At 37.3% G+C, this 24610-nt stretch carries 21 protein-coding genes; 4 read left to right on the top strand and 17 right to left on the bottom strand.

Annotation, left to right across the window (positions count from 1 at the left end; translation table 11 throughout):
* Nucleotides 1–5 precede the first annotated feature (5 nt).
* Nucleotides 6–3602: an SbcC/MukB-like Walker B domain-containing protein gene (locus ACG916_RS04145; protein ID WP_419327573.1), complete on the top strand. Its 3597-nt coding sequence runs from the start codon at nucleotides 6–8 to the stop codon at nucleotides 3600–3602.
* Nucleotides 3603–3648: 46 nt separating this feature from the next.
* Here ACG916_RS04145 and ACG916_RS04140 read toward each other — a convergent pair whose 3' ends face one another.
* The 6 genes from ACG916_RS04140 to ACG916_RS04115 form a co-directional block, all read right to left on the bottom strand.
* On the bottom strand, nucleotides 3649–4074 hold the full coding sequence (locus tag ACG916_RS04140; protein WP_336952885.1) for a hypothetical protein: 426 nt from the start codon (nucleotides 4072–4074) through the stop codon (nucleotides 3649–3651).
* Between the two features lie 71 nt (nucleotides 4075–4145).
* Nucleotides 4146–4901, bottom strand: a complete 756-nt coding sequence (locus ACG916_RS04135; RefSeq protein ID WP_419327572.1) for a hypothetical protein — start codon at nucleotides 4899–4901, stop codon at nucleotides 4146–4148.
* Between the two features lie 163 nt (nucleotides 4902–5064).
* Complete coding sequence (locus ACG916_RS04130; protein WP_419327571.1) at nucleotides 5065–5856, bottom strand: hypothetical protein; 792 nt, start codon at nucleotides 5854–5856, stop codon at nucleotides 5065–5067.
* A 290-nt stretch (nucleotides 5857–6146) separates the two neighbouring features.
* The gene (locus tag ACG916_RS04125; RefSeq protein ID WP_419327570.1) at nucleotides 6147–6950 is read right to left on the bottom strand and encodes a thioesterase family protein; all 804 of its coding nucleotides are present in this window, start codon (nucleotides 6948–6950) and stop codon (nucleotides 6147–6149) included.
* Between the two features lie 187 nt (nucleotides 6951–7137).
* Nucleotides 7138–7971, bottom strand: a complete 834-nt coding sequence (locus ACG916_RS04120; RefSeq protein ID WP_419327569.1) for an undecaprenyl-diphosphate phosphatase — start codon at nucleotides 7969–7971, stop codon at nucleotides 7138–7140.
* A 402-nt stretch (nucleotides 7972–8373) separates the two neighbouring features.
* Nucleotides 8374–9066 carry a YggS family pyridoxal phosphate-dependent enzyme gene (locus ACG916_RS04115; protein ID WP_336952892.1) on the bottom strand — a complete coding sequence of 231 codons (693 nt, stop codon included), beginning with the start codon at nucleotides 9064–9066 and terminating at the stop codon, nucleotides 8374–8376.
* Between the two features lie 399 nt (nucleotides 9067–9465).
* Between ACG916_RS04115 and ACG916_RS04110 the strand changes: the two genes are divergently transcribed.
* A complete protein-coding gene (locus tag ACG916_RS04110; RefSeq protein WP_336952893.1) occupies nucleotides 9466–10503 on the top strand; it encodes a type IV pilus twitching motility protein PilT in 1038 nt (345 codons plus the stop codon).
* Between the two features lie 25 nt (nucleotides 10504–10528).
* Complete coding sequence (locus ACG916_RS04105; RefSeq protein WP_336952895.1) at nucleotides 10529–11647, top strand: PilT/PilU family type 4a pilus ATPase; 1119 nt, start codon at nucleotides 10529–10531, stop codon at nucleotides 11645–11647.
* Nucleotides 11648–11724: 77 nt separating this feature from the next.
* On the opposite strand, the gene fur is transcribed toward ACG916_RS04105, so the two are convergent.
* Nucleotides 11725–12162 carry a ferric iron uptake transcriptional regulator gene (gene fur / locus ACG916_RS04100; protein WP_336952896.1) on the bottom strand — a complete coding sequence of 146 codons (438 nt, stop codon included), beginning with the start codon at nucleotides 12160–12162 and terminating at the stop codon, nucleotides 11725–11727.
* Nucleotides 12163–12274: 112 nt separating this feature from the next.
* On the opposite strand from fur, the gene ACG916_RS04095 reads away from it, so the two are divergent.
* Nucleotides 12275–12673, top strand: a complete 399-nt coding sequence (locus ACG916_RS04095; RefSeq protein ID WP_004722739.1) for an outer membrane protein assembly factor BamE — start codon at nucleotides 12275–12277, stop codon at nucleotides 12671–12673.
* Between the two features lie 84 nt (nucleotides 12674–12757).
* Here ACG916_RS04095 and ACG916_RS04090 read toward each other — a convergent pair whose 3' ends face one another.
* The 10 genes from ACG916_RS04090 to ACG916_RS04045 all read right to left on the bottom strand — a co-directional run bounded on the left by ACG916_RS04090 (nucleotide 12758) and on the right by ACG916_RS04045 (nucleotide 24278).
* Complete coding sequence (locus ACG916_RS04090; protein WP_336952898.1) at nucleotides 12758–13087, bottom strand: RnfH family protein; 330 nt, start codon at nucleotides 13085–13087, stop codon at nucleotides 12758–12760.
* Nucleotides 13088–13095: 8 nt separating this feature from the next.
* On the bottom strand, nucleotides 13096–14163 hold the full coding sequence (locus ACG916_RS04085; RefSeq protein ID WP_336952899.1) for a hypothetical protein: 1068 nt from the start codon (nucleotides 14161–14163) through the stop codon (nucleotides 13096–13098).
* Between the two features lie 218 nt (nucleotides 14164–14381).
* A complete protein-coding gene (locus ACG916_RS04080; protein ID WP_004819397.1) occupies nucleotides 14382–14837 on the bottom strand; it encodes a bacteriohemerythrin in 456 nt (151 codons plus the stop codon).
* Nucleotides 14838–15973: 1136 nt separating this feature from the next.
* Nucleotides 15974–16822, bottom strand: a complete 849-nt coding sequence (locus tag ACG916_RS04075; RefSeq protein WP_336952988.1) for a class II glutamine amidotransferase — start codon at nucleotides 16820–16822, stop codon at nucleotides 15974–15976.
* Nucleotides 16823–17008: 186 nt separating this feature from the next.
* Entirely contained in the window at nucleotides 17009–17794 is a 786-nt protein-coding gene (locus ACG916_RS04070) for a GNAT family N-acetyltransferase (RefSeq protein ID WP_419327568.1), read from the bottom strand.
* Nucleotides 17795–17968: 174 nt separating this feature from the next.
* Entirely contained in the window at nucleotides 17969–18874 is a 906-nt protein-coding gene (gene argB / locus ACG916_RS04065; protein WP_336952902.1) for an acetylglutamate kinase, read from the bottom strand.
* Nucleotides 18875–18932: 58 nt separating this feature from the next.
* Nucleotides 18933–20372, bottom strand: a complete 1440-nt coding sequence (locus ACG916_RS04060) for a phosphomannomutase/phosphoglucomutase (protein WP_419327567.1) — start codon at nucleotides 20370–20372, stop codon at nucleotides 18933–18935.
* 228 nt (nucleotides 20373–20600) lie between these two features.
* Nucleotides 20601–21053 (bottom strand): dUTP diphosphatase, encoded by a 453-nt coding sequence (dut, locus tag ACG916_RS04055; protein ID WP_336952904.1) that lies wholly within the window; start codon nucleotides 21051–21053, stop codon nucleotides 20601–20603.
* Between the two features lie 99 nt (nucleotides 21054–21152).
* Nucleotides 21153–23192: a UvrD-helicase domain-containing protein gene (locus tag ACG916_RS04050; RefSeq protein WP_336952905.1), complete on the bottom strand. Its 2040-nt coding sequence runs from the start codon at nucleotides 23190–23192 to the stop codon at nucleotides 21153–21155.
* Nucleotides 23193–23627: 435 nt separating this feature from the next.
* The gene (locus ACG916_RS04045) at nucleotides 23628–24278 is read right to left on the bottom strand and encodes a YiaD family glycine zipper/OmpA-like lipoprotein (protein ID WP_336952908.1); all 651 of its coding nucleotides are present in this window, start codon (nucleotides 24276–24278) and stop codon (nucleotides 23628–23630) included.
* Between the last annotated feature and the right edge of the window lie 332 nt (nucleotides 24279–24610).

Genomic DNA, 24610 nt, shown 5'->3' with positions numbered 1-24610 from the left:
TTGCCGTGAAAATTTTATCTATACGACTCAAAAATCTCGCGTCTCTTTCGGGTGAACATTTTATAGATTTTGAATCTGAACCTTTAGCTTCAGCAGGTTTAGTGGCGATTGTTGGAAAAACAGGAGCAGGAAAATCAACCATTTTGGATGCCATGTGCCTTGCTCTATTTAATAAAATCCCACGTTTAAAAGACAGTGATGGTAAATTACAGGATGTTGATGGCTCTGAACTTTTAACCAACTCACCACTGACTGTACTCCGCCGTGGTACCTCACACGGCTTTGCTGAATTATGTTTTGTGGCACAAGATCAAAAGCATTATTTGGCACGCTGGGAACTTAAACGTTCCCGTGAAAAAGTAGATGGAAAACTACAAAGTGTCCAACGCTATTTAAAATGCTTAACTGATGGAACGGTAGTCGCAGATAAAGCCAAAGCCGTTGAATCAGCGATCTATAAAATTACCCAACTGAGTTTTGAGCAATTTACTCGTGCAGTTCTTTTGGCACAGTCCGAAGTTACAGCCTTCTTAAAAGCACGTGACAATGAACGTGGTGAATTACTTGAGTATTTAACCAATTCATCCATTTTTGGAAAAGTCGGTCAATTGGCCTACGAAAAAACCAAATTGGTGGCATCAAAACGTAAGGATTTGGAAAACCTTCTCGGTCATATTGAACTCCTCGCTGAGGAAGATGCCGCTGAATTACAGATGCAATTCCAACACATCAATCAAGACTATAAAAAACTTGAAGATGAAAAATCGCAACTTGAAAAACAACAGCAATGGTTTGAGCGTAAACAAAAACTGAATAATGAAATTGTCGTTAAGCAACAGTTGCTTAATACACAGTTACAAGCGCAACAAGGCTTAATCCCTGAGCGTGAACGTTTAAATCGTTTAGAAATATTCTCAGAGATTCGTTCTAGTATTTTTCAAAAGCAACAACTGATAAAAACCGAACAGCAACTCGCACCACAAACTCAAAAACAACAACAGCTTTTTGATGCATTACAAGTTCAATTTGACACTGAAAAGACCCGTTTTCTCCAAACTGAAACGGCTTTAACTGTTCAGCAAAATTTCGAAAATACCCATCGTGAATCTTTGAGTGAAGTACGGAAATGTATTCAGGAGCGGGATTTTATTGGGGTCGAATTTAAGAAAATTCAGACCAGATTAAATGATTTAGAATCGTCTAAAACCCCACTACTCAATCAACAACAACAACTTGAACATCATATTCAGCAGATTACAGAAAAACGAAATCTTTTAAATCAGCAACTTGCAGACTCTCAGCAGTTCTCAAGTTTGGATAAAGGTTTAACTGCACATGTGCAACAGTTAACCCAATTTATTCAGCACTATCAATCTATTGAAAATCAATTAGGGAACCTGTCTCAGGCTGAAACGAAATTAATTGAGCAAAAAACACAATTACAAGACTCAATTCATCAATTTGGAACTGCGGAGCAACTTGAAACTCAGCTTGAACAAACGCGCCAACAACGTGAATTTAAACTGAGCCAACTCAACCAATTGGCTACCTTAAAGCAAAAATTAGCCCAGTTTTTTGAATTAAAGATTGAATCTCAGCAGCTTAATGACCGATTGAAACGTTGCTCGGAACAATTTCAACAACTTGAAAAAACCACAATACAGGCTGAACAAGATTTCCAAACGGCGAAACAAGCCCGTTTAAAACTGCAAGAGGTTTTACAACAACAACGCTTATTACATGCTGAAAATGTGGAACATTTAAGAGCTGAATTAATAGATGGTCAACCTTGTGTTGTTTGTGGAAGCACGACCCATCCCTATCACCTTGATGATTCTGCTATATCTAAAGTACTGTTTGAGCTACAACAGCAACAGGAACAACAAGCCACGCTCAAAGAACAACAAACCTTTAACCTTTGGCAAGCGGCTCAACAAAACTTGACCAAATTGAGTGTCGAACAGCAACAACTTAAGACCACTCTTCAAAATGTGACTGAAAAAATAACCGTCATACAACAGCTATGTATTGAACAAGGTCAATCAACCCAAATCCCGCTGAACTTAACTCATACACAATCTGAAATTAAGCAACAATTGGAGCAACTTACCCAGCAATATCAGTTTGATATTCAACAATTGGAAGCACAATCTAAGCAATGGATTCAAAGCATCAAAATTCAGCAACAATTAAGTCAAAGCATTCAACACACTGAACATTTATTGCAAAATGCCAATAACCTACACAATCAGGTACAACATATTGTCAGTTGCTTAGCTGATCGTGAAAAAAATGCATGGCAACAGTACAGTATCACCACAGCACAATATATCTTGAGCCAATTAAATACGCGTACACAACAGCTTGAACAGCTTGAGTTATTGTCGAAACAGCATGATCAATATCTACAGCAACTCAATACAACTCAACTCAATATAGCGAATACAGCCAAACACATTTCTGAAACTGCTCACAGCTTGAACGAGATAAAACTGAAAGGGCAACAAAACACAGAATTGGCAAATCAACTCATTCAAAATATGACGGGATTAACCGAAGTTAAGCCAAATGAATGGTTAACGCAGTATGACCATGAATACCAAAAAATTCAGACGCTTTACCAACAACAAAAGCAAAGTTTTAATCAATTACGCAATCAATTTGAGCAAGAAAAAAGTCAGCTCGAACAACTCAACGCTCAGCAACAACACAATCAGAATAACCTCAATCTAGTGAATCAGGATATTCAGCAATGGCTTACTCAGCATCCAGCTTTTCAGCCTGATGATTTAGAGCTTTTGGCTCAAATCACAGCGGTACAAGAACAACAGATTCGCCAACAACTGCAACATGCTGAACGAATGTTAAATGAGGCCAATTCAGCACTTAACACCATACAAGAGCAATTAACTGAACATACGCTTCATCAACCCGAAATTGATTTTGAACAGTTACAACAATTGATTTTGAATAATGCGAATACGCTAAAAACCCAATTTGAAATCCGCGATCAGTTAAAACTCAAACTTGAATTGCATCAACAAAATGTTGCTAAGCAAAAGCAATTTGCTGATCAGATTCAACAAGTACAACAGGAAGAACATCGCTGGGGCAAAATTTCAGACTTAATGGGAGATGCGACGGGTAAGAAATTCCGTGATTATGCACAACAGTATAATCTGGATATTTTACTCGAACATGCCAACCAACAATTGGCGATGTTGTCTCAACGTTATACCTTAAAACGATTAGATAATTCACTCAGCCTTGCCATCATTGACCATGATATGGATGGTGAAACCCGTTCGGTTGCCTCACTTTCAGGAGGTGAGTCATTCTTGACTGCCCTTGCCTTATCTTTGGCAATTGCCAATATGGCATCAGGTTCAATGAAAATTGAATCTCTCTTTATCGATGAAGGTTTTGGTACATTGGATGCATCTTCATTACATATGGTCATGAATGCATTAGATCAACTGCAAAATCAAGGGCGTAAAGTTGTATTGATTTCACATATACAGGAAATGCATGAACGTATTCCTGTGCAAATTCAGGTACGCCCTTTAGGGGCGGGTGCAAGTACGCTTGAAGTGGTGAGTTAGAATAAATGAGGAGGCCACCCTCCTCTAAAACATAAACTCATCGTATTTATTTATGTTCTAAATACGCTTGTTTAGCTTGATCACAAATTTCTTTTTTATCACTCAAGCCTTGTGTGGCTTCTGCTAAAGTTTCATCAAATGTCGTATCAAACTGCTTATAGTCACGATCATATTGAGCCTTATATTTTTGATTATTTTTCATAGCAGTGATTGAGCTTTGTATTGCAACACACATAGGATAAAGCTCAGATTTGTCCTGTATTTGAGTTACACGTTCCGTTATTTCTTCAATTTTACCAAGGATCGTATCAAAGTTTTCTTGAAATTTGGCATAACTGGGCTGAGGTTTAATAAGGACTTTATATTGATCTTCAATAGGATTTGCAAATACTTGCGTAGACACCATGCCCATTAAGATTACAGTGTATATTTTTAGTAATTTCATTGGATTAAAACTCTTTATAGTTTTCATTTAATTTCATTAAGTTTAATAATAGGCATTCTTTATTTTAAGAATGCCTATTATTATTACAAACGAATAAATTAACGATCTGCGGGAAATGCATTTGGTGGAGGTGCATATTTATTCACGGGTTTAGACTCGTCTTCTGGTGCTTCCAACTCATATAAAACCGTACCAATTACACCAGCGTTCTGAATTGAACCATTCTCTGAATTCGCAGCATATGCATCTTTAGGCTTACTAAATGTAAAGGAAGCAACAGCAGATTCACTCTTACGGAAACCTTCAATTTTCAATGAATCATGTGCATGTAATACATAACCAGAATTGCTTCTGGAAGCCTCACTGCCATCAATGACATCTACACCATCAACACTGGCAACCACTTCAAACGTTTTAGCTGTGTTATTTTCATAATGAAGTTGATAGCTTTGCCCTTCACGCCCTGACAAATAGTAGCTTTGTCCAACACGATACATTGGAATTCGGTTTCCACGATCATCTACAACAGAAAAACTCACTTTTCCTTCGGCAATAGAAATTGAATTGACCGTTTTACCTTTGTAGCTTTTATCTGCATATTGCACGATAGTTTCAGCAAGAGGTGAATCAGATTTGCGCTTTAATTGCACTTCGGTCACATGGGAATCAATTTCATCACCCCACTTTGTGCCTAACTTTTCATCAGCAGCAACTTGATTGTTGGCTGCTTCAGCGGCAGCATCTGCACTGGTCGCTTCAGTTTGGGATTGAGATACGCTTTCATCTGTTTTTTTCGAACATGCAGCTAGAAAAATACACAAAAAAAGGCAGAGAAATATATTTATATTTTTCATTATAAAACCTATTTTAAAGTTTATAAGTTACGTAGATTATTATCAAAGTCATAATATCGTAGCTATTTTGACTGTGCTATTTTTAAATTATTGCAATTATGTAACATTATAACATCTAAAAAGAGGGATAATAACATCCCCCCTTTCGTCTTAATATTTTTAATTAATCCGCAGGAAAGGCATTAGGCGCAGGTGCGTAATTATCCTTAGATTTTTTGGGTAGATCGTATTTTGGTGCTTTTAACTCATACACCACTGTACCAATCACACCAGTATTTTGAATAGAACCACTGGTAGTGTTGGCAGCATAAGCATCATTTGGCTTACTAAAAATAAATGAAGCTACAGATGAATTACTCTTCCTAAAACCTTCAATCGCGAATGAGCTATATGGTCTTAACACATAACCACTATTTGAACGTGAAGCTTTACTTCCATTAAGAACATCTAAACCATCGACACTTGCAACAACTTCAAAGGTTTGGCTACTGGTATTGGCATAACGCAATTGATAGCTTTGTCCATCACGGGCAGAGAGATAATAACGCTCTCCATCGCGATACAATGGTAAAATTCGCCCACGATCATCCACAACAGAAAAGCTAATTTTTCCAGCAGCTAAAGAAATGCTATTAATACTGCGTCCTGAAAATTGCTTACTGGCATAACGAATTTGAGTTTCATCAATAGGATTACTACTCAAACGTTTTAAATCAACCTGAGTCACATATGAACTCACATCATCTCCCCATTTCGTTCCCAAACGCTCTTCGGACTTTACTCGATTTTGATTGGAGATAGGCGCTGGTGCAGCTTTAGCTGTTGCTGAGGTAGGTGATGGTGCAGATTCGATTTCTTGTGAAGTAGCATCCTGCGTTGAAGAATATTTTGCAGTACTACAAGCGCTGATTAAAGCACAAAGACATAACCATAATAATAGTTTGGATTTATACATATTCTATTTCCAGTTTTTAAATTTTATTCAAATCAGTATAGTCAAATCGACAATCATATTACATCTAATATTGTTGAGTATATTTTAAAAAATTTAACTGAATAATTTGCCTTAAAGTAAATTCCAAATGCCTAAACGGATACTCATCAGATTCATTTTACCTACACATAGAATTGTTTTTTATAGCGATTTATCTAAGCCAATGTAAAAAAGCTAATTACTATTCAATAAATACCAACAGAAATCAAAAACGGTATGTAGAAATACAGTTTTTGATTTCATCCATGCAATTACTCAACATGTATAGGTCTTAAAGTGAGAATCTGTTCACTACGTCCAAATGGCCCATAAATATCATGTAAGATGGAACTGGTTAAACCAATACCATCTTCACCATACTGTTGTACGGTTTCTAAGCCTAGCCATTGACCTTGGGGCAAACGATATAAATGAATTTGTAAATCTAGATTTGGAAAGCCCCAATTAAAAGGTGCTGTTTGTCTCGCCACAACACCATTTGCAGTATCGATCATTCCCATTAACTTCACAAATGCCGATGTCGGTCGACCTTCAACCATATCCAAAGTATTGCTAAGCCATACAATACCAGCTCCCTGTCGACGTTGCTCAGTCCTTGCTTCAATCGAATGAATATATCCACCAGACCATTGACGTATTTCATGCCAAATCGGTAACTGTTCCGGTGTACCAATAGATTGATCCTCTAAGCCTGCAACACTTTGACTATTGCTGATCATCATGCGCCAACTTCTCGCCACAATACTTATTTTACCTTGTGTGACCATTTCGGATTCAATCAGTTCAATGGTCTTGCCAGCTCGAATTACTTTTGTCCGAATATAAAATTCGCCACCTGCAATTAATCCAAGAATATCTAAACTTATACGACCAATTCGAACATCATTTCGAGGTGAAAACTGCTCTAATTCAGCACAAATAACCCCTGTCGCTGGTGCCATATGTTGCTCATGTGCATTCCAAGCCCCTTGAGCATGATCTGTCGATTGATAATGTGCAGTCACTACACCCTGTTTATCGATATGACGCTGAATTAATTGATAATATGCAGACATAAACTTCCCTATCACTCTTAAAAATCATTCGCTATACATATAATCCCGCATTATTTTTGTACTCGACTTAAGCAAAGAAGTCTAATATTAATAGGAAAAATGACCCATAGCGTTCAATATTTTACATGGGATTGAACGCTTAGATTTAAAGTGACATATTGAAAAGTCAGTGTTTGAAAGCCTAGATTTAACCAATGAGTAAAACGACACCAGAGAAAATCAGACAATAAATACCAAAGAAATGCCAACGACCATGTTCAAGCCAACTCGATAGCCATTTTAAAGCAACAAGACCTGCAATAAAGCTAAACAGCATCCCAAACATACTGGGTAAAAGCAGTTGAGCTAAATGGATATTTTGAAAATTTTCGGCATGTAGCAATCGATAAAGTTCTTTTACAATCACCGCTGGGGTTAACACCACTGCCAAGGCAAAACTAAACTCTTCCGCTTTTTGGCGAGCGACACCTAAAAATAATCCTGTTGAAATTGTTGCACCTGAACGTGAAAAACCACGAAACGGCAAACATAAAGCCTGAACAGCGCCAATCCATGCCGCACTTTTCATCGTCACATCACCAACCTGTCCGCGATCTAATCGAGAAGATAAAATAATCAATACACCAGCAGAAGCTAAAGCAGCAGCCATTAATTTTGAGTTGCTAAACAATTGCTCAATTTCAAAGTGGTTTGCCCCAGCAAAAAATACATGTTTGATCATCGATTGCAACGCTAATCCAAGTACGCCCGTGATGCATGTTGCAACAATCACAAACCATGCTTGTTTTTTAAAACGATCCCATGACGAAAAATAGGTTGTGCGCCAAGACTTCCAAAAATACACAATGACCGCAAACATGGTTCCTGTATGTAGCATCACCAATAAAAACGTCATATCGGGCGCTGATGGGTCAAAACCCATCAATTTTTCAGCCACAATCACGTGCGCTGAACTGGATACAGGCAGCAGTTCTGCAAACCCTTGTATGATGGCAAGAATAAGTACATGAAAAATAGTCATCAACAATCTCTACGGATTAGAATTATCGATGCCTTATACGTTTACAGCATTAAATCAAAATTAAAATAAACTTAAACCACTCATTATAGTAAGCTTCATACAAATTTAGCTGCTTTTTTGTCTTATTGAGTCATACATGAGCGATCTATCGTGTGATGACATGGATGTCGCTGTTGAGTGGAGCGTACCCTACCCAACATGAGCACAAACAAAGCAGGGCTTTGTTTGCAGCGCAAGATTTGGCATCCATCCCTGAAAAGAGAGGCATCGCCTACATAAATTTATTTAAATTTTCAAGGTAAGGTGCGGCTATACCAACCCTATAATCCTATAAATTAGCTTTTAGGAAATGCTATAAATTAGGGTAAGCGCAATAATCTTCCAAAATACGTCATACCATGATTAATGTTTATTTGAATAATCTCGTGCACCAAACAAAGCTGTCCCGATACGTACCATGGTTGACCCTGCGGCAATGGCTTCCACCATATCTCCAGACATCCCCATGCTTAACGTATCCCAATCTTCAGCATGCGCATGATGAACTTTAACCTGATCAAATAATTGCTTTGTATCACTAAATGCTTGCGGATGATCAGGTGCAGGAATCACCATTAAACCACGCAACTTTAAATTCTTTAATTGACTAATTTGTTTTACCAGATCTGCAACTTCATCAGGCTGACAACCATCTTTACTGTCTTGTGCATCAATATTCACTTGCAAGCAAATATTTAATGGCTTTTGAGTAACTTCTCGTTGATTTGAGAGACGCTCTGCAATGATAAAACGATCAACACCATGCACCCACGCAAACTTTTCAGCAAGATGCTTGGTTTTATTGCGCTGCACATGACCAATAAAATGCCATTCGATCTCTAAATCTTTTAAATCTTCAATTTTTTCGAGCGCTTCTTGTAAATAATTCTCGCCAAAAGCCCGCTGCCCCGTAGCATACATTTCTTTTAAGAGCATACTTGGATGTGTCTTGGAAACTGCCAACAACTGTACCTGACTCACATCTCGATTTGCTGTCAAACAGGCCTGCTGAATTTGCGTGAGTATATGATTTCGAGCTTGATTTAGATCATTCATTGACAAGGTTCTCATTTCATAAAAATTTCAGCTTCCAAGCAATGAAATTGTTGGTTATGCTGAGTGAAAGGCCTTATTATTCTACAAAATAATGAGGGTGTGTAGATCGTTTATAAATAGCTTGCGTTGTAGGCTAAAATTGAGCAAACAAGGAATGAAATGAAGAGAATAGTAAGCCTATTTTCAAATTTCACAACACAGTTTGAAATAATTTTAACTACAACTCTGTGGGACTTTGATGTTTTTGACTGCTACGTGTTAGCTTGCGAAACGATGTATCTCATCATTTAGAATAACTAAATTTCGTACTTCGCGCCTAGTAACCCAGAAAACACGCTTAAGCACAAGCATGATGAATAATCTACACCCTAGGCAAATAGATTTTTATTCGGGGACATTATGGATATTACAGAATTATTGGCGTTTTCCGTCAAAAATGGTGCATCTGACTTACACCTTTCAGCCGGTATGCCACCGATGATTCGTGTCGATGGGGAAGTCCGTCGTATCAATTTACCAGCATTGGAACATAAAGAAGTTCACAGACTGGTTTATGACATCATGAATGATAAACAACGTCGTGATTTTGAAGAACAATTAGAAACAGACTTCTCATTTGAAGTTCCAAGTATTGCCCGTTTTCGTGTAAACGCATTCAATCAAAATCGCGGTGCTGGTGCTGTATTCCGTACCATTCCGTCCAAAGTTCTGACCATGGAAGATTTAGGTTTAGGACAAATCTTCAAAGATCTTTGTGAATTACCACGTGGTTTGATTCTTGTAACAGGCCCAACAGGTTCGGGGAAGTCAACCACATTGGCCTCTATGATTGACTTTATCAATGACAGTCGCTATGACCATATTTTAACAGTCGAAGACCCAATCGAATTTGTACACCAATCTAAGAAGTGCCTCATCAACCAGCGTGAAGTGCATCGTGATACACATGGCTTTAATGAAGCACTGCGTTCTGCGTTACGTGAAGACCCTGACATTATCTTGGTCGGTGAGATGCGAGACCTTGAAACCATTCGCCTTGCATTAACTGCTGCAGAAACAGGTCACTTGGTTTTCGGCACGCTACATACCACATCTGCGGCAAAAACCATTGACCGTGTCATTGACGTATTCCCTGCTGAAGAAAAAGATATGGTACGCGCCATGTTGTCAGAATCATTACAAGCCGTCATTTCGCAAACACTGCTTAAAAAGAATGGTGGAGGACGGGTTGCCGCACATGAAATTATGATTGGTATTCCTGCAATTCGTAACTTAATCCGTGAAAACAAAGTTGCACAGATGTATTCAGCAATTCAAACGGGTGCAAACTATGGTATGACCACCTTAGATCAAAGTTTAAAAACACTGGTTGCCAAAGGTATTATTAGTCCTCAAGTTGCAAGAAATGTAGCAAAACAACCAGAATCATTTTTATAAAATGGATTATTGAGGTTTAAAAAAGATGGATTTTAATGACTTGCTCAATATGATGATTGAGCAAAAAGCATCAGACTTATTTATTACTGCCGATGTTGAACCATCAATGAAAATTAATGGTCAAATTGTTCCTGTAGTAAAAACCAAGTTAAACGGCGAAATTATTATGCAACTGCTTAACTCAATTATGAGTGAAAAGCAGCGTAAAGAATTTGCTGAGACGCGTGAATGTAACTTTGCCATTACCAATCGCGATAAAACTGCTCGTTTCCGTGTGAGTGCCTTTCAGCAGCGTGATATGCCAGGTATGGTTTTGCGTCGTATTGAAACTCAAATTCCAACTATGGATGAGCTTAAATTACCACCTATCCTCAAAGATCTGGCAATGACCAAACGTGGAATTATCATCTTTGTCGGAGCAACAGGGACAGGTAAATCAACTTCGCTTGCGTCTATCATTGGTTATCGTAATCAAAACTCTAAAGGTCATATCATCACCATTGAAGACCCGATTGAATTTGTGCATGAACATGCAGGATGCATTATTACGCAACGTGAAGTGGGAATCGATACAGATTCTTTTGAAATTGCGCTAAAAAATACTTTGCGCCAAGCGCCAGATGTGATCTTGATTGGTGAAATTCGTTCTCGTGAAACCATGGACTATGCCATAGCCTTTGCTGAAACGGGACACTTAGTATTTGCCACACTGCATGCCAACAACGCAAACCAAGCAATTGATCGGATTATTCACTTCTTTGAGTCTGATCGTCATAGCCAGTTGTTTATGGATCTATCGCTCAATTTAAAAGCGATGGTAGCACAGCAATTAATCCCAACACCTGATGGTAATTCACGTCGTGCTGCAATTGAAATTCTAATCAACTCACCATTGGTTTCAGACTTAATCCGTAAAGGTGATGTGCATGAGATTAAGGATTTGATGAAACGCTCTCGTGAATTGGGTATGCAAACTTTTGACCAAGCTTTATTTGACCTTTATAAAGCAGGACAAATTACCTATAAAGATGCACTTAAACATGCTGACTCTCCAAATGATTTACGTCTACAAATCAAATTGGATGAAGAAGGTGGTGCACAACTACTTAATGCAAATAGTAAACTCACCTTTGATGGACAATAGTCCCAAATCAAAAAAAGAGCGTATAAAAAAAGGGGGGCTTAAATAAGCCCCCCTTCATTTGTTGTATTTATGTGATTCTAGCGCTTACGATAAGCTTCCTGACATCCAGGTTCATCACAATAACCGTAAAGATTCAAAGAATGTCCAGTCAACTGAAAGCCGTGTTTCTCAGCTACTGAATGTTGCTCTTGTTCAATGGTTTCATTAGTAAATTCAACGACTTTATTACAATTTTGACAAACCAAATGATCATGATGATCTTCTTGCATTATTTCAAAAACAGAATGATTGTTTTCGAAATGATGGCGCTGAATGATTCCAGCAGCTTCAAATTGTGTTAACACACGATATACGGTCGCTAGACCGACATCTTCACCTTGTTCGAGTAATGTTTTATAAATGTCTTCCGCGCTCAAGTGGTGTTGTCTTGAATTTTCTAATAATTCCAAAATCTTGATTCGTGGTAGGGTAACTTTAAGTCCAGCTTTGCGTAAATCTTGATTTGAAATAGGCATATAAAAAGGTCTCTCAACAAATTTTAAGTTGGAATATGCAACAGAGTTGAGATGCAGTATGATCTATCCTTGGATCAATTGCATCATAATTAATTTGGGATAGTGTAGCAAAATGCAAAAAATCATGCTGACGTTATTCGTCGCTTCTTTACTTGGTGGTTGTTCTGTATTTGGAGTATACAAAGTCGATATTCCTCAAGGAACACCGTTAACCCAAGCTCAAGCTTCAAAAATTCAAGTCGGTATGACCTACCAACAAGTACAATTCTTGTTGGGTAGCCCAACAGTCTCAGATCCATTGAATCCAGGACGATGGGATTACATTTACAACTATATCCCAGGAACTTACGCGAAAAAAGCGAAGATTCCCGCAGCACATGGCCAACATTTAAAGGTTTATTTTGATCAATCAGGTGTCGTAAACAAAATTGAAGGTTTAGAAACCATTCCTGAGTCTCAACCTGGTTTACCTGCTTCTAAAGAAGCAATATTGAATGCGCCCCCACTATAGACACTTTGCGATAAAAAGAAACCCCTCAGTGAGGGGTTTTTCATATGCATTCAATTGTTTAAAGCGATTATTGTAAATAACGCCTTATTTAAATAACAATTGTTGATAGCGATTTCCACGGCAGTAACGTCCGACAGGATTTGCTTTTGCGCGATTGCGACGAATATCTTTTGGATTAATCGTTAAAGGTCTATAAATTTCAACACGATCACCTGCTTGTAATACATGTGATTGTTGTTTTATTTTCACTCCAAAGATACCAAAACTAAAATTTTCAGGCAGTTCTACTTGTTGCACCAATCCACTTTGCGCAATTGCATCAGCAATCGTCATGCCTTGAGAAAATTGTAACTCAATGTGAAATTGTTGCTTTTCGGCAGCATATGCCACCCAAATTTTTGCCACGAGATTCACCTTGACCCTTAAATTAACTGTCCAATATAGGATACCAATGCCAACACAATGCTCAAAGGTAAAATAATTCGTACCGCAATACGCCAAATATTATAAAACGCTTCAGAACTAAAATTGATCGCTTTACGTAGATGGCTGATTTTCATAATCCAACCCACAAAGATTGAATAAATCAAGCAAATGACCAAGCCCCAAATCATCAGTAATGGATTAAACACCACGACCATATTTGGAATTGCCCAAATGAATAATGCCACCAATAACACTACAAATTGAATAAGTATTGCGACTTGGCGTTGAGCTAACTGTTCTTTGCCTAGTTGTAATAATAGCGCGGCTGAAATGACTGCAGTAAATAATAAAGTATACGCAGGGATTTGTGCTGAAGCTGCAAAAAAACTAAAGGCAATCACAGCAACCAGTTGCGCAATCCAAATAGGTAAAGCTGTTTTAGACGCCTCATTATTCTGTTGGACATTTAACAAGCTGGTTTGCCAATACAAACCTAAACCGAGCCCTGTGGCCACAAGGGCTAAAATCGTAGCATTGCCCCACTCTTTAAATTCTAAAGGGGTAACATGCCAAGTCTGTAAATGGGTACCAAAGACTTGTGCAAGAATTAAAGAAAGCAGCACGCCTACCGTGATCAAACCCACTAAAATTTGACGAGGTGCAAATGACAAAGCAAAAGCCATGACAGCGGCACCAGCAAACAATAGATGACTTTGTATCGGTAAATTCACCATTTGCACAGTACTTTGACTGATATTCGATAAAATCCCACCCGCTAAGAACGGAATAAAAATAACAGCCAGCCAGCCAACAATACGCCACGATTGTGATGCATCAGCATCACGAGTTAAGCTAGACAAGGCATTGAGTGCAGTTGTTTTAGAACGCTTTGCTAATGCAACTTCTAAATAAGTAATCGGCAATGCCAACACGAGCATTGACACTAACCACAATATCCAAAAATCAATTTGTCGATCAATTTGAATATCCAGACTTGGTGCTAAGCCTGCGATAATTATAAATGATAAACAAAATGCCATGAGCGGCGATAACCATCGTGACATAGAATAATCCTGCATGAGGTGTTTCGTAAAAAGTTCTACTATTTTGCCTTTGTCGATGCTGAAAATCAAAGTTTAAAAGAAAAAAGCAAATCACCCCTCGATGATTTGCTGCGCTAGATATTGTTATAATCTTTGTTATTTCTTTTTATCCCCTCTGAATTTTTTTAGTTAGAGAGCTGGTGATTTCCATAATTTCACAATCATAAAATGTCTGTAAATTACGAAAAAAATCTTGCAAACCAATTTTTTCCTTTTTTCTTTTCGTTTTCTTTAATGATCCCCATCATATTTAATTTTACAGCCCCCACATAATCTGCATCATCGTGTTGAATATGATTAATTAACCATTTAGACAACACCTCATGTAATTCTTTTTCTATAGAATGCCCTTCTTCAAAACTGGTACGATAACTTTCTATACGTTTAATAAACAGGTCATGTACACGCTTATGAGGAACACGATATTTATAACCAGCCTCTTCTTGTAAGCTTTCTTCAAAGGTAAAATGTGATTGCGTATAGTCAATAATATTATCAAGAATTTGCTTGATACGAGCACGATCCGTTGCCATACCGATTTCATCAATTTCATTGATGTAATCCAAAATCCTTTTATGTTGATCGTCGATCACATCGATACCCGTATTATATTCTGGAATCCATCTCATCTTCATACGATCACCCTAAAATAATGTCTTGACCTTAAGCAACCATATTAACGGCTATCTCTCTAAATAAAAATAAACTGTATTAGTCGGGATTCATTAAAAAAACTATGAAATAAATTAAGTTATTGTTTATACTTGGATAATATTTTAATCCGCACTAAAAGAGTAAGATATTTTTTAACCAATTATTAAATTTAAATGATTTTATTGATTGTCTATATTTATTATTAAGCATGAATAAATGATTATAATTGTGTAATCGATTTTTCTTACAATCACTTCAAATTTTATTTTTATACGATTTCTCGTTAAAAAACTAAGATAATTTTGTCAAAATCAGAATAAATATTCTTTTGTGATTTTGTTGTATTTTTAAATACTTTCTTTATTCAAGTAAAAATATTTTATAGATACTATTATTATTCCTCTTATTTCATGACTCACTTTAAAAGAGTTGAAATATAAATTTTATTAAGACTATTTAATATGATATTTAAATAATTATAACGGTATCATTACATCAAAAATTATATAAAGAATATAATTAAATATTATTATTTAATCATCCTCTGTTTATTGTAACAACATCAAAATACTTAGTTAATTATCAAAGATGACAATCCCATATAGTCAACCACCTCATTATTCATACAAGTGATTTGCATCAAGCCATTGATCATAAATGAAGCTTATGTATTGTATGAACATTTAGAAAATGTTGGTTATCAATTCATTTTTTTTGAATCTTAGATCGTGATCCTACCGTATGGCAACATGGATGTCGCCATTGGGCGAGGTACAGGACGTACCCCTCGCCTAACATAAGCAATAACAAAGCACTGCTTTGTTTGTAGCGCAAGGTTTGATAATCCCTACGAAAAGCGAGGCATCACCTAAGCAAAGGTATTTAAACTTTGAATGTAAGATGTGCAGTGTAAGCTTTTTATAATCAAACAATTTTATTTACTCATACAGTCGATTTAATTAAAAGTATTATTTAAGAGAAATTATATTCTTATGTCTGAGTTTTTGACAGGTTGACTATAAATTAAATTTATTTTTACAATGACTTAGATTCTAAAAAATATGGAGTTAACGAATTACGCCTCCCCCAATCTTCACATGAATTCATTCAGATCAAACTAATATTGATCTGCCTTGGTGACTCTAACCAAACTTGGATCAGCGGCCTCACGAGCAAGTCTTTCCACATGGGTCGTTGCGGCTTTTATCGCTTGACCATCTTTAAATAAAATCATCTCACCAGGCTGATATGCGGTCCAAACTTCATTTTGAGTCAACGGCTCTGTGGTAATCACGGCAACACGATCTTCTTTTGTTGTAAATTGACTAAAATCAATATCAACATCAATATCGACTAAGCGTGCATATGTAAATGGATACTCACGTACAATCCAATGCAGCTTAGTTGTCGCATAACTAAACAATGCTTGTCCATTGGAGAGGCAAAAATTAAAAGTGCCATATTCTGCAATTTTAGGTGAGATTTCTTCAAGCAAGGCAAAAACATCATTTAAACTCGGTTCAAAATAACCAAATCTTAAAACTAATTGTTCAAGCAAATAACAAAATGCCAACTCACTATCTGTACTGCCTACAGGGGTAAAACGCCCCGATAAATGCGGATGAAAGTTATGTAAATCACCATTATGTGCAAAAATCCACTGTCTCCCCCATAGCTCACGAATAAATGGATGAGAGTTTTCTAAGGTGATTTTACCTTGGGTTGCTTTGCGAATATGCGCAATAACATTACGAGATTTGATCGGATAGTTACGCACCAGTTCAGCAATTGGTGACAAGACAGCAGATTGATTATCAACAAATAAACGGCATGCTTTATCTTCAAAAAAAGCAATACCAAACCCATCAGAATGATCAGAGGTTATTCCTGCGCGTTGAGAAAACCCACGAAACGAAAAGGTAATATCAGTGGGAGCAGCGCAGTTCATTCCAAGCAATTGGCACATAGTGTATTCATACAGCATTTTATTTATAAGAATATTGTGCATGACTACGCACCTGCTTGCAAATCTCAATAACTGAAAATAACTGCAAACAGATGCATATTAGACTAATGACTTCACACAGAACAACAAAATGCTTGGGGTAATTTTAGGATATCTAAGTCAAAGTATCCTTATTTTTTCGGACACTCAGCGATTAACCATTTTCTTTAAAACAAAGTTTTTGGCAATTTCATTGACATCTAAAAAGACAAAATAATCTAAACAATTAAATGCCTCATCATGATAAGCCTGTTTAGATAAACGAGCATTCATTTTCAAATAGACATCAAATAACTTCGGAATTCGTTCATCTTGTGGAAAGCTGTACTCTGGATGACACGGTTCAAAAGCAGAATTTGCCTTTATATCAATCGACTGTTTGCTAGTCATTTTCTTCAAATGCTGATGCGTATAATAAGCACGGGCCTTATTGTCTTCTAGACGAATACTGACACACCCTATTAAATGTTTTGCTTTCATTTTCCACAGCACTGTCGGAACTAGATTTAACCATAACATCGACAAGGCACGCCCATTACGATAGCGCGGATGCACACAAGTACGGCCAATTTCTACAATATTAGATAAATGTGAAAGCTGAGAAAGATCAAACTCTTGTGCACTATAACTACGTGCAAGCTCATGCCCTTGAATTAACTTCAAGCGTGTATAAGCAACAATTTCATTGCTCCATTTATCACGTAATACTGCATGTTCACAATCAAGATCATATAAGTCTTGATCTAACCCATTTTCAAATGTAATGCCAAATTGATCTGCGAACTGTACTGCACGAAATTTTTGTACTTCTTTGAGTTGTTTCAGGTCTTCGACCCATTCAAATTTATATTGTGATTGTGCTTTTTTAGATTTTGGTAAAGGTAAATTTAAGTTCTGGAAGTTCTGACGATACTGATTTAATTTTGCGAACATATTTTCGACTCCTTGAGCTTTTACTTACACTAGGCAATCCCGATGACACTTATATGACGAAAAAATGACCGTTTAAAAACACGCAATGAGTAGTTAATTTGAAACAGTGTCGGTAAAATAAAAAGCCAATGCTTTCACATTGGCTTTCAAAGAAATTAACGTATAAATTAAAAATTATTTATGAGGCTTGCCACGGTTGGTAATTAATGTTCCTACACCATGATCTGTAAAGATTTCTAAGAGCGTTGCATGGGGTACACGCCCATCCACAATATGTGCACTAACAACCCCACCTTTAACCGCATCTAACGCACACCCCACTTTGGGGATCATCCCCCCGTAAATCACTCCGGTTTCAATAAGACGATCCACTTCTTGAGTACTCAAACCAGTAAGGAGGTTTTTATTTTCATCTAAAACACCCGAGATATTGGTCAATAGAATCAATTTTTCCGCCCCTAAAGCTTCTGCCACTTTACCAGCAACTAAATCAGCATTGATATTATAAGTTTGACCATCTTCATCTACACCTAAAGGCGCTATCACTGGAATAAAATCACTCTGGGTAAACATTTCCAAGACATCAGTTTTAACCCCGATCACTTCTCCCACAAGACCTAAGTCAATTTGTGTGACTGTACCATCTGCAAGCGTTTTTTCCATCAAGAGCTTTTGAGCACGTAATAAATTACCGTCTTTCCCTGTTAAACCAATAGCACGTCCACCGTGTTGATTAATCAAGTTAACGATGGATTTATTGACACTGCCGCCTAAAACCATCTCGACTACTTCCATGGTTGCTGGATCCGTCACCCGCATTCCATCAATTCGATCAGACTCACGACCTAACTGTTTAAGTAATGAATCTACTTGTGGACCACCCCCATGTACGACAATCGGATTTAAACCTACAGTCTTGAGTAAAACGATATCACGAGCAAATGAACTTTCCAAAGCAGGATCAGTCATTGCATTGCCACCATATTTTACAACGAGTGTTTTACCTGTAAATCGTTGAATATATGGCAAAGCCTCTGTCAATATTTGCGCTTTGTCGATGCCAGTATGCTGATGTGGCATTCGCCTCTCCTTAGTGAGCTGTAGGAATTAGACTGATGAATATGGATAAATTAAGAAATCAGTGTGCCTGTAGAATATCTTTGGCGATCATAGGATAACGGTCACGAAGCATAGACGCAAATGTCTGACGAATTTCATTTAAACAAATTGGGTCATCAGCATCAAACCGTACTGTAAAATATTCACCCGTATTTGATGCTCGAATAATGCCAAACCCGTGTTCAAAATCAAGGCGTATGCCATCAATTTTACTCAGTTCAGCACCAAACTGTTGACTGAGATATTCAATCTCGTTCAAAACAATTTTCGGATCAGTACAATGGGTACTGATATAGGTATCTTCGGTATAGAAACGATCGGGATAACACGCTAAGATTTCAGACAATGTGGCTTGAGGAAAATAACTTAAGTACTCCATCACACGTAAAGCAGCATATAACCCATCATCATAGCCAAATCCTCGCCCATCATTAAAGACATAATGACCTGCGTACTCACCACCAAAGACAGCTTGGCCTTTAGATTGCGACATGTATTTGCGTAAAAAACTGCTGCCAGTTCGAATCATCTTGGCTTGACCGCCTAAACGCTCAACCACTTGACGCACCATAGATGAACATTTCACATCAAACACGATTTCATGCTGTGGATGATCTTTCAAACAGATTTGCGCGAACAGTGCTAAAAGTCGATCTGCTGAAATAATATGTGCATTTTCATCCAACAAAACCACACGATCACCATCACCATCTAAAGCAATACCAATGTCTGCCTGATGATTGAGTACATTTTGTCGTAGTAATTCTAAATGTGAAGCTTGTGAAGGATCTGGTGCATGATCAGGGAAGTTTCCATCAGCATTACAACGTAATGCAATCACCTCACAGCCCAATTTTTTTAAAACAAGATTGGCACAAAAGCCTGCGGAACCGTTTAAACCATCAATCACGACTTTGAGTGGTCGGGTTAATTGAATATCTGTTAATAACGCGGACTGATAGGATAAACAAAATTCAGACTTTATTTGATGAGTTGCCCTTTCAACAATAGCTCCTGTATCAATCCATGCTGACTGCTTATTTTGCAGATAATTTTTTGCTTGAATTCCAATGTTTTGAATCATTTCAGGAGAAGGTGGCTCAAACTGCATAATCCATTTAATACCATTGTCAGTTTTTGGATTATGACTTGCTGTCACCATAATGCCATTGCCCTGCGTATTTCTTGCGGCAAAGTACAATTGTGGGGTCGCACAGCAGCCTATTTCAGTAACTTCAATGTGGTTATTTTGAAATACCTGTTTGATAATTTGAGCATACGCAGGACTACTTAATCGTGCATCATAACCCAAGGTTATTTTTGATTGACCCTTTTCAATCAGTTGATTAACTAAAGCATATGCCACTGCCTGAATCAATTCTGGGGGCATCATTTCAACTTTTCCACGGATATCATAGGCGCGGAAAAGTTGAAAAGGAAAATCATTCATCTTTTTCATAAGCAAAACTTCTATTTGCTCAACCCTTTATTTTGTTAGCTTCATCTCTCTAATGATTAGCAGTCAATTCATTTATATGAAAATATTTATATCAGGTCAAATGCAATATACTAAAAACTCTTGATAATATATTCAATTTCATACAAGGCTTTATACATACTTTTTGTTACAAATCAATATAATATTAAAAAAGCCTGATAAATCAGGCTTTAAAAATTATAGAAAAATCTAGTTTTTCCCAGTATGACCAAAACCACCCGCACCACGTTCAGTCGCTTCAAATTCATTTACAATATCAAATTGCGCTTGAACTACAGGCACTAATACATATTGCGCTAAACGCTCACCAGGCTCTAAAGTAAAGCTGGTTTGACCACGATTCCATACAGAAACCATTAATTCACCTTGATAATCTGAATCAATTAACCCAACCAAATTGCCCAATACGATCCCATGCTTATGGCCCAAGCCCGAACGTGGTAAAACTAGACCAGCAAAATTAGTATCTTCAATATAAATGGCCATGCCTGTTTTAACTAAAACAGTTTGACCAGGTTCAATCTGAATCGCTTCTTCTACACATGCACGTAAGTCCAAACCTGCTGAACCTGATGTTGCATATGTTGGCATTGGCCATTCTTGACCTAAACGTTGATCAAGTACTTTTACTTGAACTTTCATATTGAAATCCTTGGTTAAATAAAGCTGTTAAAAGTTTTTTTATTTTTTTCGATCTGTTCAAAATCAAATCGAAAGAAAAAAAAAGAACTGGTTTAAAAATTAACGTTTTAATAACGCTTTTAAGTTTTGTAAATATTGCTGTGCTTGTTGCTTTGGATCGACATGTTCAGCTATTTTTTTCTTACGCCCTAGCCAATCAAGCTCATCTTGTGGCAATTCATCTAAGAAGCGACTTGGCGTCATTTGCTTCATTTGTCCACCATTTTTACGCTGCTCAGCCAAAGTCAAGGTCAAACCTTGTTGTGCACGAGTAATCCCCACGTACATTAAACGGCGTTCTTCTTCGATCGTTTCCGCAGCAATGGAGTTCTTATGTGGCAGAAGCTCTTCTTCTAAGCCCATAATATAAACAAATGGAAATTCCAGACCTTTAGATGCATGTAATGTCAGCAGGTTGACCTTATCGGTGTCTTCATCTTCCTGTTGTTGCTCAAGCATATCCAACAACACCATTTTACGAATCACACTTTCAATGTTCTTTTCATCTACATCTTCAGCACGGTTGATTAAGCTTTGAATACTGGTATAGAGCATCTCCACATTATCAATCTTGGTTTTTTCTTGTGCAGGCGTTGCCGCAGTTTCACGTAAATAATCGATATAGCCTGCATCATTCATCATTTGACGAATTTTAGGAACAGGTTCATCGTCATCTAACAATTCACGAGTGAAATCATTGATAAAGCCAGCAAACTCAGCCAATTGTGTGGTGGCCTTTTTTGGCATCACCATAGTTAAGCGTTGATCACTTGCCGCAGCCAACAGTGATAAATGATTTTCTTGGGCAAAAAGACCTAACTTTTCAAGTGTTACTGGGCCAATTGCACGTTTAGGCGTATTGATAATACGTAGGAAAGCACTGTCATCTTCAGGGTTAATGATGATACGCAAGTAGCTCATCACATCTTTAATTTCTGCACGACCAAAGAAAGATTGACCACCAGAGAGCTTGTATGGAATCTGCATTTGACGTAGCTGAGTTTCCAATACACGTGCTTGGAAATTTCCGCGATACAACACCGCATAATCTTTCCAGTTTTTGCCATTCATCAATTTATGCGTGAGCAGGTCTTTTACTACGCGTTCAGATTCATCATCATCATTACGACAGGTGATGATTCGAATGACTTCACCATGGCCTTTATCACTCCACAACTTTTTATCAAAAATGTGTGGGTTATTTTCAATGACATGGTTCGCGGCTTTTAAAATACGACTGGTAGAGCGGTAGTTTTGCTCCAGCTTAATCACTTTTAAATTGCGGAAATCTTCTTTGAGCAATGCCATATTTTCAGGCTTTGCACCACGCCATGCATAAATGGATTGGTCATCATCACCTACAGCGGTGAACTGCCCCATCACACCGACCAATAATTTCACCAAAATATATTGCGCGGTATTGGTGTCTTGATACTCATCCACAAGTAGATAGCGAACTCGGTTTTGCCAACGATCACGAACTTCTGCATTGTCTTGTAAGAGGCGTGTTGGCATCACGATCAGATCATCAAAATCTACGGCATTATAAGCACGTAAATTTCGCTCATATAATTGATACAAGTGGGCAAACTGCACATCTTCTGGTGTTTCACAAGTCGTATGTGCTTGTTCAGGCACAATCAAATCATTTTTCCAATCTGAAATCTTTTTCATGGCTTTAGCAATCAATTCTTTGCTTTCAGCGCCCGATAAATTATCACGATGCATCAAATCCATAAGAATACGCTTACAGTCATCGGCATCAAGGATTGAGAAATTATTTTTCAGTGGGGTATTTTTCAGCTCAATTCGTAATAAATTTAAACCAAAGGTATGAAAGGTTGAAACCGAAAGCCCTTTCCCTTCTTCTTTACCCAACAACTTACCGACACGTTCTTTCATTTCACGTGCAGCTTTATTGGTAAAGGTCATTGCAGTAATTCGATGTGCAGGAATCCCACACTGTTGAACCAAATACGCAATTTTTCTTGTAATTACTGAGGTTTTACCTGAACCCGCCCCTGCAAGTACTAACAAGGGTCCTTGAGTATATTTCATGGCTTCAAGTTGCTTGTCATTTAGTTGACTTGCTTTCGACATTGTTCATCCTCTAAAAACTTCGAGCTCGATTATAGTCATCTAAAGTAGAGTTGCAAAATGCTTAATTTGAATTTTTCAAATATAAAAACCAGATAAAAATAATTTCAGTTAAATTATGCTTTAGTTTCAAACCGTCTTGTTTCAATACTCTATTTTGCTCTGAGCTGTTGTTATTCAGTTAACCTGTGATCAAATGGCGAAAGCATAACCAAAAGCTATCACCCAAAGCCATAATAACGGTTAACACACTGCAGCAAGAAGAGAGACTATCCTCGAATCAACGCTCGTATTAATGATAAAAACCTTAATCTCATGCTTAAAAAGATTAATAAAATTTAAGCAAAAATTTGGAAAATAAAAAAAAGGAATCATAGCGAACTATGATTCCTCTTCAACACTTTTAGCTAAAAAATTCGCTACTTTTATTACGATTTCTTAGTTTGTCGCATAAATACTAATTTCTACACGACGGTTCTGTTCACGACCCGCAGCAGTTGAGTTATCTGCGATTGGATTTTGCGAACCATAACCTTGGGTATCAATACGGCTTTGTACGCCTTTACCTTTAAGGTAGTTAGCAACTGAGTATGCGCGGTTTTGAGATAATGGAATGTTAATTGAGTCATTCCCTGTATTATCCGTATAACCAGTCACAAGAATTACACTCTTGTTGTCTTCCATTAAAGTTTGTGCAACTTTATTCAACGTACCGTAGAAGTTCGGTTTAATTGATGACTTATTGGTATCAAATGTAATGCTACCTGGCATAACTAAAGCTACAGAACCATCTGGATTACGGTTAACTTCTACACCAGTACCCTGCATTTGCTGACGTAATTTCTTCTCTTTATTGTCTAAATAAAGACCAGTACCCGCACCTAAAAGCGCACCTATTGCTGCTGCACGATTGTTTTGTGCAGATGAGTTTGCATTACCACGAGACAAACCATAGCCCGCTGCTGCACCGATCAAACCGCCAATAGCAGATTTGTCGTACTCCATACCACCAATGTTATTACCAGTTGATTGACAGCCAGAAAGTACTAAAGCCCCTGCTGTAAGTGTTGTAATTAATAGTGCACGCATTGCATGCCTCCAAGTTGTGTTTTTTGTTAGCTTAATTTTGGTATAAAAAACAAAGCACCACTATAGGCGTTTTGTTAACAATCACGTATTTTTTTACATTTTGTAATATTTACAATGAAATTTACAAAAGTGATCATCATAATTTGTACATAGTCATTAAATGTGTCTTTTTAAATTGCATTGTAACGATTATATTTAAGGGCTGTGGACAATTCGTCTATGTTTGCGATTATGTATATTTCTAGGTGATACGAGGCAAGAAATACGAAATTTATTCATTCTAAATAATGATAAACATTATTTCGCAACGTAGCAGTAAAAAATATCTAGTC

Origin of the sequence: Acinetobacter legionensis, assembly GCF_048552295.1 — a bacterium.
Lineage (GTDB): Bacteria > Pseudomonadota > Gammaproteobacteria > Pseudomonadales > Moraxellaceae > Acinetobacter.
Note: the sequence above shows the minus strand (reverse complement) of the source record. Positions and strands in the feature narration are given on the sequence as shown.